15 protein-coding genes and 1 other RNA gene are annotated in these 13945 nt (G+C 60.7%); 6 read left to right on the forward strand and 10 right to left on the reverse strand.

From position 1 onward, the window contains the following. Positions 1-7 precede the first annotated feature (7 nt). Complete coding sequence (locus P2T68_RS27455; RefSeq protein ID WP_024076835.1) at positions 8-505, reverse strand: hypothetical protein; 498 nt, start codon at positions 503-505, stop codon at positions 8-10. Positions 506-660: 155 nt separating this feature from the next. Here P2T68_RS27455 and fnr point away from each other — a divergent pair, with 155 nt between their 5' ends. Together fnr and P2T68_RS27465 are read left to right on the forward strand one after the other, a co-directional pair. Continuing rightward, entirely contained in the window at positions 661-1395 is a 735-nt protein-coding gene (gene fnr / locus P2T68_RS27460; protein ID WP_016979302.1) for a fumarate/nitrate reduction transcriptional regulator Fnr, read from the forward strand. Between the two features lie 95 nt (positions 1396-1490). After that, complete coding sequence (locus P2T68_RS27465; protein ID WP_024076836.1) at positions 1491-2039, forward strand: adenine phosphoribosyltransferase; 549 nt, start codon at positions 1491-1493, stop codon at positions 2037-2039. Between the two features lie 43 nt (positions 2040-2082). Here P2T68_RS27465 and P2T68_RS27470 read toward each other — a convergent pair whose 3' ends face one another. The 5 genes from P2T68_RS27470 to dnaX form a co-directional block, all read right to left on the reverse strand. Beyond that, positions 2083-3231: an acyl-CoA dehydrogenase family protein gene (locus tag P2T68_RS27470; protein ID WP_277378558.1), complete on the reverse strand. Its 1149-nt coding sequence runs from the start codon at positions 3229-3231 to the stop codon at positions 2083-2085. 181 nt (positions 3232-3412) lie between these two features. Continuing rightward, positions 3413-4015, reverse strand: coding sequence for a recombination mediator RecR (gene recR / locus P2T68_RS27475; RefSeq protein WP_017845247.1), 603 nt, complete (start codon positions 4013-4015; stop codon positions 3413-3415). Between the two features lie 66 nt (positions 4016-4081). After that, entirely contained in the window at positions 4082-5116 is a 1035-nt protein-coding gene (locus P2T68_RS27480) for an NADP-dependent oxidoreductase (protein ID WP_024076838.1), read from the reverse strand. 132 nt (positions 5117-5248) lie between these two features. Then, on the reverse strand, positions 5249-5587 hold the full coding sequence (locus P2T68_RS27485; RefSeq protein ID WP_017527493.1) for a YbaB/EbfC family nucleoid-associated protein: 339 nt from the start codon (positions 5585-5587) through the stop codon (positions 5249-5251). Positions 5588-5630: 43 nt separating this feature from the next. After that, on the reverse strand, positions 5631-7685 hold the full coding sequence (gene dnaX / locus P2T68_RS27490) for a DNA polymerase III subunit gamma/tau (protein ID WP_024076839.1): 2055 nt from the start codon (positions 7683-7685) through the stop codon (positions 5631-5633). A 255-nt stretch (positions 7686-7940) separates the two neighbouring features. Here dnaX and P2T68_RS27495 point away from each other — a divergent pair, with 255 nt between their 5' ends. Beyond that, positions 7941-8312 carry a VOC family protein gene (locus P2T68_RS27495; protein WP_024076840.1) on the forward strand — a complete coding sequence of 124 codons (372 nt, stop codon included), beginning with the start codon at positions 7941-7943 and terminating at the stop codon, positions 8310-8312. Here the strand turns inward: P2T68_RS27495 and P2T68_RS27500 are convergent. Next, positions 8226-9185 (reverse strand): DMT family transporter, encoded by a 960-nt coding sequence (locus P2T68_RS27500; protein WP_277378559.1) that lies wholly within the window; start codon positions 9183-9185, stop codon positions 8226-8228. The genes P2T68_RS27495 and P2T68_RS27500 overlap by 87 nt on opposite strands. A gap of 102 nt (positions 9186-9287) precedes the next feature. Between P2T68_RS27500 and P2T68_RS27505 the strand changes: the two genes are divergently transcribed. Then, positions 9288-10151: a LysR substrate-binding domain-containing protein gene (locus P2T68_RS27505; RefSeq protein ID WP_102623529.1), complete on the forward strand. Its 864-nt coding sequence runs from the start codon at positions 9288-9290 to the stop codon at positions 10149-10151. A 61-nt stretch (positions 10152-10212) separates the two neighbouring features. Next, positions 10213-11115, forward strand: a complete 903-nt coding sequence (locus P2T68_RS27510; protein ID WP_168232617.1) for a DUF2167 domain-containing protein — start codon at positions 10213-10215, stop codon at positions 11113-11115. A 58-nt stretch (positions 11116-11173) separates the two neighbouring features. Here the strand turns inward: P2T68_RS27510 and P2T68_RS27515 are convergent, their stop codons facing one another. Together P2T68_RS27515 and P2T68_RS27520 are read right to left on the reverse strand one after the other, a co-directional pair. Then, positions 11174-11761 (reverse strand): hypothetical protein, encoded by a 588-nt coding sequence (locus P2T68_RS27515; RefSeq protein ID WP_024076844.1) that lies wholly within the window; start codon positions 11759-11761, stop codon positions 11174-11176. A 1-nt stretch (position 11762) separates the two neighbouring features. Continuing rightward, positions 11763-12809 carry an N-acetylmuramidase family protein gene (locus tag P2T68_RS27520; RefSeq protein WP_024076845.1) on the reverse strand — a complete coding sequence of 349 codons (1047 nt, stop codon included), beginning with the start codon at positions 12807-12809 and terminating at the stop codon, positions 11763-11765. Positions 12810-13067: 258 nt separating this feature from the next. On the opposite strand from P2T68_RS27520, the gene P2T68_RS27525 reads away from it, so the two are divergent. Next, positions 13068-13634, forward strand: a complete 567-nt coding sequence (locus P2T68_RS27525) for a hypothetical protein (RefSeq protein WP_024076846.1) — start codon at positions 13068-13070, stop codon at positions 13632-13634. 105 nt (positions 13635-13739) lie between these two features. Here P2T68_RS27525 and ffs read toward each other — a convergent pair. Continuing rightward, an RNA gene (gene ffs / locus P2T68_RS27530) (signal recognition particle sRNA small type) lies at positions 13740-13836 on the reverse strand. Positions 13837-13945: the final 109 nt, after the last annotated feature.

The following is a 13945-nucleotide window of genomic DNA, read 5'->3' on the forward strand; positions in this document are numbered from 1 at the left end:
GACCGTCCTACGCCATTGCCAGGGAACCGGCCTTGAGTGCATCTGGGCCACTCAAGCCTTTCATCGACTTGGCCAGGGACGTTTGCGCGGTCACCAGGCTAGCTTGCAGGGTGCTCAGCGCCCCTTGCAGATTGCTGATCTTGATCCGCGCCTCTTCCGGGCTAAGGCTCTTGTCCGCCATCACCGCTTGCAGTTCCTGCTGTTTCTCGGCGATCTGCTCCTTGATCTTGCGGATCATCTTGAGGGCCTGCTGAATGTTATCCGGCAGGCCGCTCTCCTCGATATCACTGTTGGACTTCTTCGCGGCACTGGCAGCAAGCAAGGCGGCACCGGAAATGGTCACCTTCACGCCTTCAGGTTCCTTGGTTTGCCGCAGCGGCGTGGCCGTTGCGTCCTTGAGTGCCTTGGCGGCGGCGGCAGCCTTGGTCTCCGCCACCAGGTCTTTCGACGGCGGCGAATCCATCAAGGCCGTATTGACCGGGATATTCGCACTAATGGAGATCATGATTCGAGCCTCCGAGCTCAAGCATTCGTCCCTTTGTATCGGCCTGGACACATAAAGCTTTATGCCGATGCTGGTTTTTTGTACACGCTGGCCTCAACGCCTCCCAGTGCGGTACCCTTACGTCTTATGTGTGTTCTCCCACAAGGATTTAAGAAATGTCCGAGCCAGTCAAACTGCGCGCTCACAGCCAGGCTCACTGCAAGGATTGCAGCCTGGCGCCCCTCTGCCTGCCACTTTCGTTGAATCTGGAAGACATGGATGCGCTGGACGATATCGTTAAACGCGGTCGCCCGCTGAAAAAAGGCGAGTTTCTGTTTCGCCAGGGCGACAAGTTCGATTCCGTCTATGCAGTACGGTCGGGCGCGTTGAAGACATTCAGCCTGAGCGACAGCGGCGAAGAACAGATCACCGGCTTCCACCTGCCGAGCGAGCTGGTCGGGCTGTCGGGCATGGACACCGAGATTCACCCTGTGTCGGCCCAGGCCCTGGAGACCACATCGGTGTGCGAAATTCCTTTCGAACGCCTGGACGAATTGGCCCTGCAACTGCCGCAACTGCGCCGTCAGCTGATGCGCGTGATGAGTCGCGAAATTCGTGATGACCAGCAAATGATGCTGCTGTTGTCGAAAAAAACCGCCGACGAGCGCATTGCGACGTTCCTGGTCAACTTGTCGGCGCGGTTCCGTGCCCGTGGTTTCTCGGCCAACCAGTTCCGCCTGAGCATGTCGCGCAACGAAATTGGTAACTACCTTGGCCTGGCCGTGGAAACCGTGTCGCGGGTGTTCACCCGTTTCCAACAGAACGAGCTGATCGCCGCCGAAGGCAAGGAAGTGCATATCCTCGACCCGATCCAGCTGTGTGCATTGGCCGGCGGTTCGCTGGAAGGTTGATGCTCAAAGGTTGATCCAGACACCTGGGGCCGCGCCAACCCGCGAGGCCGCGGGTATACTTCGAGTCCGCTTCCCTGCCCCAGGACTCTTCGACGATGATCTTCGATTCGTTCGACATCAAATCCCTGATTCGCCCTGTCATCGACTTCCCCAAGCCTGGGGTGATCTTTCGCGATATCACGCCACTGTTCCAATCGCCCCGCGCCCTGCGCCTGGTGGCCGATAGCTTTGCCCACCGCTACGTCGAAGCCGACTTCACCCATATCGGCGCGATGGACGCCCGAGGCTTCCTGATCGGCTCGATCCTCGCCTACCAATTGAACAAACCGCTGATCCTGTTCCGCAAGCAAGGCAAGCTGCCGGCCGATGTGCTGACCGAGGGTTACCAGACCGAATACGGCGAAGCCTTCCTCGAAGTGCACGCCGACAGCCTGTGCGAAGGTGACTCGGTGCTGATGTTCGATGACCTGATCGCCACCGGCGGCACCCTGATCGCCGCGGCGAACCTGGTACGGCGCATGGGCGCGAGGCTTTTTGAAGCGGCGGCGATCATCGACCTGCCGGAGCTGGGTGGCTCGCAGCGCTTGGAAGACATGGGGATTCCGACCTTTTGCCTGACGCAGTTTGCCCTGACTGAACGGTAACGGTGACCTGGGCTCCCGATGAAGCCATTAAGGACAACACACCTCACAACCCCATCTGCTTGCTGATGATTTCATTCATCACTTCGCGGGTGCCCCCGCCGATGGACAGGATGCGGTTGTCGCGATAAAGCCGCTCCACCAGGCTGCCACGCATATACCCCTGGCCGCCGAGTATCTGCACGGCGTCATAAGTGACGCGGTCAGCGGTGTCGGTGGCCAGGTTTTTAGCCATGGAAATTTCCTTGATCACACTGACGCCAGCGGCCATTTTCGCGGCCTGGCGGTAGGTGAACTCCCTTGAGACTTTCACTGCGGTGGCCATTTCTGCCAGGCGATGCTTGAGCACCTGGAACTTGCCAATGGGTTTGCCGAACGCTTCACGCTGGGCGGCCCATTTGAGGCTTTCCTCCAGCGCAAGCTGTGCAGTCATATTGGCCATGAGGGCCAAGGCCAGGCGTTCGCTCTGGAAGTTGCCCATGATGCAGGCAAATCCCAGGTTCTCGGCGCCGATCAGGTTAGCGACAGGCACCCGGCAATCATCGAAGAACAATTCAGCGGTGTCGGACGCCCACCAGCCCATCTTCTTGAGTGGCTGGCCCACGGTAAAACCGGCAGTGCCCTTTTCAATCAGCAACAGGCTGATGCCGCCAAAGCCAGGCCCACCGGTACGCACCGCCACGGTGTAGAAGTCGGCACGAATACCGCTGGTGATAAAGGTCTTGCTGCCGCTGACCCGGTAATGATCGCCGTCACGAATGGCGCGGGTTTGCAGGTTGGCCACATCGGAACCGCCACCGGGCTCGGTGACGGCCAGGGCGATGATCTTCTCGCCCGACAACACCTGCGGTGCCACACGCTCGCGCAACTCGGGCCGCGCCCATTTGACCACCGGCGGCAAACCGATATCCAGCGAGCCCAAGCCCGCCACCACACCACCGGAACCACAGCGCATCAACTCCTCGCTGGCGGCGACCTTGGCGAACAGATCACCCTCATGGCTACCGCCCAGGGCTTCGGGATAACCGATGCCGAGGATCCCCGCCGCGCCTGCCTTGCGGTACAACTCCCGGGGAAAGCTTTCCGCCTCCTCCCACTGCTCAATGTCCGGCAGCATTTCGCGCTCGACGAAACGGCGCACGCTGTCACGAACCAATTGGTGGCTGGGGTCGAAGTAGTCCTGGAAGGCAGGCATCGGCAAGCTCCACGGTAAGGTGGAGCGAAATTACCAAGCGCTTGCTTGGTTATCAAGCCGTATGCACATCCTAAATGAGAGGGGGCCTGCTCCCGATATAGTGTGTCAGTCAACAGATTCATTGGCTGATCCACCGCTATCGGGGGCAAGCCCCCTCCCACATTTGAGCCTGCGGTGATCGTTAGAGCGCGATCGGTTTTCGACCGGCAAACGAATGCGCCAACGTGCCGCCGTCCACCAACTCCAACTCGCCCCCCAACGGCACGCCATGGGCGATGCGCGAAGTGACCAGGCCTTTGTTGCTCAGCAGTTGGGCGATGTAATGCGCGGTGGCTTCACCTTCCACGGTCGGGTTGGTGGCCAGGATCACTTCGGTAAACGTGCCCTGCGCTTCTATACGCGCCACCAGCTGTGGAATACCGATCGCTTCCGGCCCCAGGCCGTCCAGGGGCGACAGGTGGCCCTTGAGCACGAAGTAGCGCCCGCGATAACCGGTCTGCTCCACCGCATACACATCCATCGGCCCCTCCACCACACACAGCAGCGTGTCATCGCGGCGTGGGTCGGCGCATTGCGGGCAGAGCTCTTCTTCGGTGAGGGTGCGGCACTGCCGGCAGTGGCCAACCCCTTCCATGGCCTGGCTCAGGGCCTGGGCCAGCCGGGTGCCGCCGCTGCGATCACGCTCCAGCAGTTGCAGCGCCATACGCTGGGCGGTTTTCTGACCCACACCGGGCAAGGTGCGCAAGGCGTCGATCAGTTGGCGAATCAGGGGGCTGAAGCTCATGGGGGAATGGTCCGACAAAACAACGAGACGCGGTTTATACCCGCGCCTCGGATTAGCGTCAAATGCTCAATCCTGCGCGACACGCACCACCAACTTGCCGAAGTTGCGCCCTTCGAGCAAACCGATAAAGGCCTCGGGTGCCTGCTCCAAGCCGTCGACCACGTCTTCGCGGAACTTGATCTTGCCGTCGCGCACCCACGGCGCCATGGCGCTGAGGAACTCCGGCTGGCGATCACCGTAGTCATCAAACACGATAAAACCCTGGATACGCACGCGCTTGGTCAGCAAGGTACGTTGCAGCGCCGGCAAACGATCAGGCCCGCTGGGCGCTTCATGGGCGTTATAGCCAGCAATCAGGCCACACAGGGGAATCCGTGCCTTGGGGTTGAGCAGCGGCATGACGGCATCGAAAACCTTGCCACCGACGTTCTCAAAGTAGATATCCACGCCCTTGAAGCAGGCCTGGGCCAGCTCATCGACGAAGTGCTCGCTCTTGTGGTCGATACAGGCATCAAAGCCCAGCTCGTCCACAACGTAGCGGCACTTGTCGGGGCCGCCCGCGATACCGACCACTCGCAAGCCCTTGAGCTTGGCCACTTGCCCCACCACCGAGCCCACGGCGCCGGACGCTGCCGCCACCACCAGGGTTTCCCCGGCCTTGGGCTGGCCGATATCCATCAAGCCCATGTAGGCGGTCATCCCCGGCATGCCCAACACGCCCAGGGCCATGGATGGACTGGCCAAGCCCTTGGGCACCGGGATCAGGTTGCGACCGTCGGAAATGCTGTGGCTCTGCCAGCCGGTAGCCCCGACCACCAGCTCGCCCACTTCGAATTTCGGATGGCGCGACTGCTCGACACGGCTGACAGCGCCACCGGTCATCACTTCGTCGATTTCCACCGGCGCCGCGTAGGACGGGGCGTCGCTCATGCGCCCGCGCATGTATGGGTCGAGCGACAGGTACAGCGTCTTCAGCAGTACCTGGCCGTCCGCCAGTTCCGGCAGGGTTACCCGCTCAAGGCGGAAGTTCTCTGGCGTGGGGGCGCCGTGAGGGCGCGAAACCAGGACAATGCGCTGGTTAAGAGTCGGTTCTTGAGGCATCAGGGGGCTCCTTATCGAATCCATCGGTATAGGGTGCAGACCATGAGTGCCGGGCCAGGGTTCGATCGGATCGGCACAAACAAAAATGCCAGGCGCAATGCCTGGCATTTCAGTCTAGCCAAGGCTGGCCGATCAGAACGGCAGCTTCATACCCGGCGGCAGTTGCATGCCAGCGGTCACGCCGGACATTTTGTCCTGGCTGTTGGCTTCGATCTTGCGCACGGCGTCGTTGACGGCGGCGGCGAACAGATCTTCGAGCACTTCACGGTCGTCATCGCTGACGCCTTCGAGCAGGCTCGGGTCGATGCTCACGCGCTTGATGTCGTGACGGCCAGTCATCACCACGCTGACCATATCGCCACCGGCTTTACCGGTGACTTCGGCGTTGGCCAGTTCTTCCTGCATCTTGGCCATCTTTTCCTGCATCTGCTGCGCCTGCTTCATCAGGCCGGCCATGCCACCTTTCATCATGGGAATCACCTCAAAAGTACGTGGATCAATAAGTAGCCCGGTGTCATGACGCCTGGGGCACCGGGGCTTCGACAGGTTCAATAGTATCGTGACGGACGACCGCACCGAACTGTTCCATCATTTGCTGGATGAGCGGATCAGCGTGGATCGACTCTTCGGCTTCGCGCTGGCGGTTCAGGCGCCGGCGAGTCGCGGCCTGGGCCGGGGTTTCCTGCTCGGGCTTGATCAACTCGATGGCAATGGTCAGCGTGCGCTCATGGTACTGGTTAAGGGCATCGTTGAGTCGGCGCTGCTGGGTCGCGTTGAACAAGGCGCTGTGGGCCGGGTCCAGGTGCAACAGCCAGTGGTCGCCCTCGATCGCGATCAGGGTGCAGTTGGCGGCGATGCTGCCGGTCATGCCGGAAATCGGCAGTTTCGGGAACAGCTCCAGCCATTGCAGGGCCAGGCCGGTAGCAGGTGCTGCGGCGGGTTCGGCCTCGGGCTCGGGGGCCGGCTCGGCCGCATGTTCGCTGGCCAGTTCGTCCAGGTAGCTGTAGGCCGAATCGATGTCCGGTTCGATGTAGTCTTCGTCCAGCGGTGGTTCGTCGTCGAGGTCGATACCTGGGACTGCGGCATCCACCTGGGCCACAGTGGGCTCAGGCACGGGCGCGCTGACCCATTCCGGCGCGTCCGGCACCACGCTGTCCGGGGTCGGCGTAGGCATCGGCGTCAGCTCGGGCTGCTCGCCAGCGGTTTCCAGCACCGGCTCCACGGCGGGCTGCAACTCGACTTCAGCGTCAGCCTCCAGCGGGTCATTCCAGGGCAGGTCAACCACTGGGGCCGGCTCGGGCTCGATCAGCGGCTCCGGCGCGACTTCCGGCGCAACAACTACAGGCTCTGGCGCCGGGGCAACCGGCGCAGGCGCAGCAACCACTGGCGCGACAACCGCCGCGCCAGCCACTGGTTTGGCGGAATCAACTGTGGCTTGGCTGATCCCCACTGGCTTTAGCGGCTGTCTCGGGGCGTCCGTGGAGTCGGCAGGCCGGAAGGCCAGCATTCGTAACAGGACCATTTCGAAACCACCGCGCGGATCCGGCGCCAACGGCAGGTCCCGACGGCCGATCAGGCCCATCTGGTAGTAGAACTGCACATCTTCGGCCGGCAACGCCTGGGCCAGGGCCAGCACGCGGTCGCGGTCGCCATGGCCATTGTCGACACCTTCAGGCAGCGCCTGGGCAATGGCGACGCGGTGCAGCACGTTGAGGATCTCCGAAAGCACGCCGTTCCAGTCCGGGCCTTGTTCCGACAAGTGGCGCACGGCTTCGAGCAACTTCTTGGCGTCGCCCTCGATCAATGCGTGCAGCACATCGAACACCTGGCCGTGATCCAGGGTGCCGAGCATGGCACGCACATCGGCGGCCATGACCTTGCCTTCACCAAAGGCAATGGCCTGGTCAGTGAGGCTCATGGCATCGCGCATCGAGCCATCGGCAGCGCGGCCGAGCAGCCACAGGGCGTCGTCTTCGAACGGTACGTTCTCGACACCCAGCACATGGGTCAAGTGCTCGACCACGCGCTCAGGGGTCATGTTTTTCAGGGAAAACTGCAGGCACCGCGACAAAATAGTTGCAGGAAGCTTCTGCGGGTCGGTGGTGGCCAGAATGAATTTGACGTAGGGCGGTGGCTCTTCCAGGGTCTTCAACAATGCGTTGAACGAGTGGCTGGACAGCATGTGTACTTCGTCGATCAGGTAGACCTTGAAGCGGCCGCGACTCGGCGCGTACTGCACGTTATCCAGCAGTTCCCGCGTGTCTTCGACCTTGGTGCGGCTGGCGGCGTCGATCTCGATCAGGTCGACAAAACGCCCTTCGTCGATCTCGCGGCACACCGAACAGGTGCCACAGGGCGTCGATGTGATCCCCGTCTCACAGTTCAGGCATTTGGCAATAATTCGGGCAATGGTGGTCTTGCCGACACCCCGGGTACCGGTAAACAGGTAGGCGTGATGCAGCCGTTGGCTGTCCAAGGCATTGATCAGAGCCTTGAGCACATGGGTCTGGCCGACCATTTCGCGGAACGAGCGCGGACGCCATTTACGTGCAAGAACCTGATAACTCATCGAAAACCGTCGCAACTGGGAAGCGGAAGCCGGTAATGCTAGCGGAGCAAGGGGGAAATTGCATCCGGCACGCTCGCCTAATCTGACCAAGCTCGCCTGACTGGCGTTTTAATGGCCTGAACCGGAGAGTGTCTGTGCGTAGTCCTGGGCGCTTTATGGATGATTGCTGCGACCAGCCTGCGCACTCCTGACAAGAACTGACAGGGCGGCCTTATAGACTGGGCTCACATAACCGCCCGTACTCAAGGAGCCTGCATGAACACCCTCGCCCATTACTTCCTGCTGTATGTCGACAGCCCGGCCACCAGCGCCAATTTCTACAGCCGCCTGCTGGACAAGCCACCGGTCGAATTGAACCCGACCTTTGCCCTGTTCATTCTCGACCATGGCGTGAAGCTCGGCCTGTGGTCACGCCATACCGTGGAACCTGCGGCCCAGGCCACGGGCGGCGGCGGTGAAGTCTGTTTTTCGCTGGCCGATACCGCCGCCGTCGATGCCCTGCATGAACAATGGCTAGAACGGGGCGCCACGATCCTTCAGTCACCGACCACGCTGGACTTTGGCTACACCTTCGTCGCCCAGGACCTCGACGGCCACCGCTTGCGTGCGTTCAGCCTGAGCGCCTGACCGCCAGCGCCCTTCCAGGCTGATGGCCGCCACACTCGCCAGCACGATCACCCCGCCGAGCACCACCTGCAAGGCCACGTGCTCGCCCAGCAGCGTGGCCGCCATCACCATGGCCACTGGCGGGATCAGGTACATCGCCACCGACGCGCGGCTGACGTCGACGTGCTTTAACACGAACCCCCACGCCAGGTAGGCCAACGCACTGGGGAAAACCCCCAGCACCAGCACTGCGAGGTTCTCCACCAACGGCGCTCGCGCCACGGCGGTGGGCAGGCCAGGCAGGTTCACGCAGAGCATCAGGGTGCCCGACCACACCATGTAGCACGCCAGGGTCAGTAGGCTGTAGCGATGCGCACAGTGCTTCTGGATGACGAAGTACACACTCCATGAGGCCGCCGCCAGCAGGATCAACAGGCCGCGCGGGTCCATCTCGCCGAGGCCCTGGTCGCCCCAGATCACCACCAGCACGCCCAGCAACCCCAACAGCACACAGCCCCACCGCCAAAGGCTGACTCGCTCCTTCAAACAGAACGCCGCGATCAGCACACTGAACAACGGCGCTGATTGCGCCAGTACGCTGGACGCCGCCGCTGTCACCCATTGCTGCCCATAATTGAGGCTGGTGTGGTGCAGGAACACCCCGAAAAAACCCAGCACGAGCAACCACGGCATGTCCCGCAGACGTGGCCGACCAATCCCGAGCACCAGCGCCACCGCGCCCATCAGTACCGAAGCGATCAGAAATCGCAGCAACGCCAGCTGGCCCGGACTGTAGCTGTGCAGGCCGATGTGCACGCCAATCGGCGAATAGGCCCAACAGAGAATCACGCTGGCGATGACTAGCGTAAGCTTTACGGGTGACGGGGCATTCATCAACGGCATCCAGAAACAGGGAAGGAATGCCGTCAGTCTTGGCCTGGGCACATCGCAGGACAATTAACCGTTTCTGACTTCTGAAATCAGTGGAACTGAGCAATGGAACTGGCCCAACTGAAGATGGTGAGAGCCGTGGCGCAAACCGGCAGCGTGGCCCAGGCCGCACTGCAATTGCATTGCGTGCCGTCGAACATCACCACGCGCATCAAGCAGCTGGAAAGCGAGCTGGGCACACCGTTATTCATCCGTGCCGGGCGTGGGCTGGCCATCAGTGCCGCCGGAGAAATTTTCCTGGACTACTGCGAGCGCATCCTCGCGCTGGTGGATGAATCCAAACGCGCCGTAGACGCCAACGCCATTCCCCGTGGCACCTTGCGCATCGGCGCGGTGGAGTCCAGCGCCAGCGGCCGCCTGCCGCCGTTGCTGGCGGAATACCATCGACGCTACCCCGACGTCAGCCTGGAGCTGGTGACCGGTGCCTGGGGGCAACTGCTGGACGATCTGCAACACCATCGCCTCGACGTGGCGCTGGTGGCCGCCGGCAACCAACGCACCAAGCTCGAACACAGCGTGGTCTACAGCGAACGGCTGGTGCTGATCGCCAGTGTGTCCAGCGCACCGATCAACAGTGCGGCCGACCTGGCCGGCCGTACCCTGCTGGTCTGGCCACCCGGCTGCCCCTACCGCGCGGCACTGGAGAACTGGGTCAAGCCCCACGACTTCAAGCCGGCTATCGCCAGCTATGCCAGTTGGGGCACGATTATCGGCTGTGTGAGTGCCGGCATTGGCGTAGCGCTGGCGCCGGAAGGCATCCTGGCGCGCTATGAGCAGGCCAATCAGCTGGCGTCGTATCGATTTGAAGAACTGGCGGCCGTGGATAACCTGCTGTTCTGGCACAAGGACACCCAACGCCACCTGGCACGGGACGCATTCGCCGGGCTGTTGCGGGAAACTTTCGGCTAACTCGCAACATGTCGTTTCGGTTATCCTCTCGCGAAATTAATTCAAAATGTAAGGGACTACCATGAATTACTTCCGCCTGTTGTTGGCGGCGGCCGCGCTGAGCCTGCCTGCCGCACCTGCCGTTGCTGATACCTCGCCTGCCCCCGTTGAAGCCAGTGCCCCCGCCGAAACAGCCGAGCACTTTCTGGCCTCACTCAAGCAAAAGACCGGCACGGTCACCCTGCCCAGCGGCATCGCCACCCTCAAGCTCACCGACGAGTTCTACTACCTCGACCCCGCCGATACCGAGCGCTTGCTGACCGATGGCTGGGGCAACCCGCCGGGCTTCAAGACCCTTGGCATGATCGTGCCCAAAGCCGTCAGCCCATTGTCGCAACGCGGCTGGGGCGTGATTGTCAGCTACAAGGCCGACGGGCACATCTCCGACGAAGATGCGGCAAAAATCGACTACGCCGACCTGCTCAAGCAAATGCAGGAAGAAGATGAAGCAGAGAACCAGGAACGCCAGAAACAAGGCTACGCGGGCCTGCACCTGCTGGGCTGGGCGGAGCCGCCGCACTACGACGACACCACCCACAAGATGTACTGGGCCCGCGAACTGAAGGCCGACGACGCCGACCAGACGACCCTCAACTACAGCATTCGCGTGCTGGGCCGTGAAGGCGTGCTGGAACTCAACGCCGTCGCCGCCATGGCCGACCTGGCCACCATCCAGCAAGAATTGCCCAAGGTGCTGGCCTTTACCAACTTCACCGACGGCAACCTCTATACCGACTTCAACCCGAACACCGACAAGCTCGCCACTTACGGCCTCGCCGCGTTGGTTGCCGGCGGGATTGCCGCCAAGGCCGGGCTCTTTGCCAAGATCGGTATCTTCCTGCTGGCCGCGAAGAAGTTCCTGGTAATCGGTGTAGTGGCGCTGCTCGCAGTGATTCGCAAGCTGTTCAACCGCAACAAAGCCTGAACCCCGGACGCAAAAACGCCGCAGTATGCCTGGCACACTGCGGCGTTTTGGGGATGTCTTAGTGAGGCGCCGCTAGACGAGTGTATTGATCCTGGCTGATCCAGCCGCTGAACGAGCGGTCGTCGGCATTGATGAACTCGACCTGGGCCCAGCCGTCCTTGAAGGCCAGCACACCGACCACATCGCGCTTGACGATATACGGACGCTTGGCGGTCTTGGCGCCTGGGGTCTTCAGCAGGTAAGCCTTGTCGGCGGATACCGTCACCAGGCCGATCCATTTTTTACTGGCGGTCTGGGTCAGGTCCAGGCCGGTGGCAATCTCCGGCATCAGCACGTTCATGCACCCAGGGTGCTGGCGGCCCTCTTCCACCGTCAGGGTCACGCCATCGGACGAAGGCGCCAGGCTGCCGGGATGAGCCTCATCGAGCCAAGTGGTGAGCGCCTCAGGTTTGCCTTGCAGGTAAAACGCGCAACTGCGGGTAACGCCCTCGCCCATTGCTTCCGAATAGAACCCTTCGACCTGATGCTCCGGCGTCACTGCCAGCATCAGCCCTTCGTACTTGCCCGAATGCAACGCAGCCGAACCGGCCAAGGCAGGGCCCACGGCGCACAACGACAACACACCTATCGCTAGAAAACGGATCATCCTATTTTTTCCCTTCAAGTTTTTCGTAGGCTTTTTGCATAAGGACGTCGTAGTTGCCGTAGTCCTCGCCGTTATAGTTACGCGCCATGCCGGTAAAATCCTTGGCTTTCATGGCCTTCATCAATGCCGGGCTCTTGCTGCAAAAACCGAGGAACGCTTTTAGTTGGTTGCCGGCATTCACCTTTAATGCTGCCGAAAACTCAAACACCGTCTTGTAACCGCACGAGGCAAAGTTGAAGCCCATGATCTGGAACATGCCCCACGAAGCCGACATGAGTGCCGCTTCCTGATCCAGGGCAAACGCGGTGGCCATGGTTTCCCAAGCCTTGGCCTGGTCCTTGTTATTGGCCTGCCACTGCGGCCCGGCTTTTTTCTTGTAGGGGTAGGACAGCAGCGGGTGCGCCTGGTCGTAGATGTGCTTGGTGTACTTGCGAAACAAGTGCCCTTCAAACGCGATCACCGGCAACTTGGCCGGGCCGAACCCCGAACGCCCACCTGATTCCACAGTGGCGAAGGCCTTGATGATATTTACCGAAATACCGCTACCCAACTGTGTGGCGGCGTTCTGGAAGTCCGTTTCGCTGAGAGTCATGCCCCCGTCGCACGTGGCCTGGAGCATCAATTGGCGGTTACGCCGCTCGGCCTCGATCGTCGCGCGCACGCGGTCCAGGTACACGTTGACCGTGGCCTGCACCGCATCGCCATTGTTGTTGCCAAACACATTGAGAAAGCTGGGGATACGCATCGTCGGGAAGGCTTTGACGGGCACCTTCACCGCCTCTTCGATCAGGCTGTTGAACGTGCGACCGGTGGGGTCGATCACGCCATCGGGGTGGGCATATTTGAGATGGCGAAACTGATACTGGCTGATGCACTGCACCAACTGGCCATCACACTTGCCATTCTCGGCCAGCGGAAAACCCATCTTGGGAATGATCAAATTGAATAAATACTGGATGCACTGCACATCGGCGGGCAAGTTTCGGGCTTTGCCGGGAGCGCCTACTGAAGCACTGATAAGACGAGGCAACCCTTGCAGGCTTTTCATGACAGACATCCTTGTTAGTTAAAGAAGTGATGGCACTTCAATATCAATTACAAACACTTGTCATACTCTGAAACAAGTGGCTGGCGGAAACTAACAAGGTGGTTTGAGGTTGTCCAGAGTGAGCATTAAAAGCTGTGAAAGAGCCCTCACGAATAAACCCTTAAAACGCTGGTGCTTCATAATCGGGGCGCTTGCCTATTCATTGCGCTACTGTCACCGGCGCATAACGCCAGTATCTGAAAACCTTCAAGGATTGAAATGAAAGCCCCTCTGCTGATCTTGTCGATCATGGCCCTGCTGTCAGGCTGTGCCTCGACGCCCGCTCCAGACCTCTCACGCCCCTCCATTGCCGAAACAAAGTCGGTGGTGTTCGCGGGTAAGACATTTGTCCTGAAATTCCAGAAAAACGGCTTGTGGGAATACTTTCCGGAAAACCAAAGCGTCGACGCCTGGACTGAAATGGTGGACTTTACGGTTGTCCCTCCCGATGACCGCTTCGAGCCGCTGGACCTGGGAAAGCGCACGGTGCAGTTGCACCAACAGGAAAACCCGGACATGCCAGCGGTCCTGGCAACAGACAACCGAACCGGGATCCTCTACCTGATGCTGTTTTATCCCTCGGCGCTGCGCAAAGACGGGCATTTCTCTGAATTCAGCTTCTTCAAGTACTACCGCGACGCCGGCACGGGCGCGATCGTCATCTTTCACTTCGCCAGGAACGTCCCGGCCAAGTCCCAGACCAGGGACGAGCGATGGGAAAGCGCCAAGACCCTGGGCGACGAAATAGTGCCGGTGATAAAGGCATTCCCCCTGTACCGCCCGTAAGCCTGTGGAGCGCACAGCAGAAATCGATTCGCAGGCAGTAATTGCCAGCAAAGCGTTTTAGAAATAAGGATTTTTGAAGATTCAGGAAGAGCGTTATGGAGGCAACCCCACCAGCCACACCCCGGCACACAATGTTCCCGCTGTGGCTGCTTCCTTCCGGATCTGACCAGGTTCACGGGTAATCGTTGCGGGGGGACCGATGGGGTCACCATCCTAGAGCTTCCAAGCGATGCTCTGTACGACTCCTCACCATCACGCGCTGACACCCTGGCCTGCCGGCGAGCTAATAGCGCGCGCGTTTATGAACTGAC

This window comes from Pseudomonas sp. G11, from assembly GCF_029457515.1.
Taxonomy (GTDB): domain Bacteria; phylum Pseudomonadota; class Gammaproteobacteria; order Pseudomonadales; family Pseudomonadaceae; genus Aquipseudomonas; species Aquipseudomonas gorinensis.

Bases quoted from the DNA above. Each gene is read 5' to 3' on its own strand.
- P2T68_RS27455 (WP_024076835.1), bottom strand. From the start codon at position 505: ATGATCTCCATTAGTGCGAATATCCCGGTCAATACGGCCTTGATGGAT.
- fnr (WP_016979302.1), top strand. From the start codon at position 661: ATGTCCGAGCCAGTCAAACTGCGCGCTCACAGCCAGGCTCACTGCAAG.
- P2T68_RS27465 (WP_024076836.1), top strand. From the start codon at position 1,491: ATGATCTTCGATTCGTTCGACATCAAATCCCTGATTCGCCCTGTCATC.
- P2T68_RS27470 (WP_277378558.1), bottom strand. From the start codon at position 3,231: ATGCCTGCCTTCCAGGACTACTTCGACCCCAGCCACCAATTGGTTCGT.
- recR (WP_017845247.1), bottom strand. From the start codon at position 4,015: ATGAGCTTCAGCCCCCTGATTCGCCAACTGATCGACGCCTTGCGCACC.
- P2T68_RS27480 (WP_024076838.1), bottom strand. From the start codon at position 5,116: ATGCCTCAAGAACCGACTCTTAACCAGCGCATTGTCCTGGTTTCGCGC.
- P2T68_RS27485 (WP_017527493.1), bottom strand. From the start codon at position 5,587: ATGATGAAAGGTGGCATGGCCGGCCTGATGAAGCAGGCGCAGCAGATG.
- dnaX (WP_024076839.1), bottom strand. From the start codon at position 7,685: ATGAGTTATCAGGTTCTTGCACGTAAATGGCGTCCGCGCTCGTTCCGC.
- P2T68_RS27495 (WP_024076840.1), top strand. From the start codon at position 7,941: ATGAACACCCTCGCCCATTACTTCCTGCTGTATGTCGACAGCCCGGCC.
- P2T68_RS27500 (WP_277378559.1), bottom strand. From the start codon at position 9,185: ATGAATGCCCCGTCACCCGTAAAGCTTACGCTAGTCATCGCCAGCGTG.
- P2T68_RS27505 (WP_102623529.1), top strand. From the start codon at position 9,288: ATGGAACTGGCCCAACTGAAGATGGTGAGAGCCGTGGCGCAAACCGGC.
- P2T68_RS27510 (WP_168232617.1), top strand. From the start codon at position 10,213: ATGAATTACTTCCGCCTGTTGTTGGCGGCGGCCGCGCTGAGCCTGCCT.
- P2T68_RS27515 (WP_024076844.1), bottom strand. From the start codon at position 11,761: ATGATCCGTTTTCTAGCGATAGGTGTGTTGTCGTTGTGCGCCGTGGGC.
- P2T68_RS27520 (WP_024076845.1), bottom strand. From the start codon at position 12,809: ATGAAAAGCCTGCAAGGGTTGCCTCGTCTTATCAGTGCTTCAGTAGGC.
- P2T68_RS27525 (WP_024076846.1), top strand. From the start codon at position 13,068: ATGAAAGCCCCTCTGCTGATCTTGTCGATCATGGCCCTGCTGTCAGGC.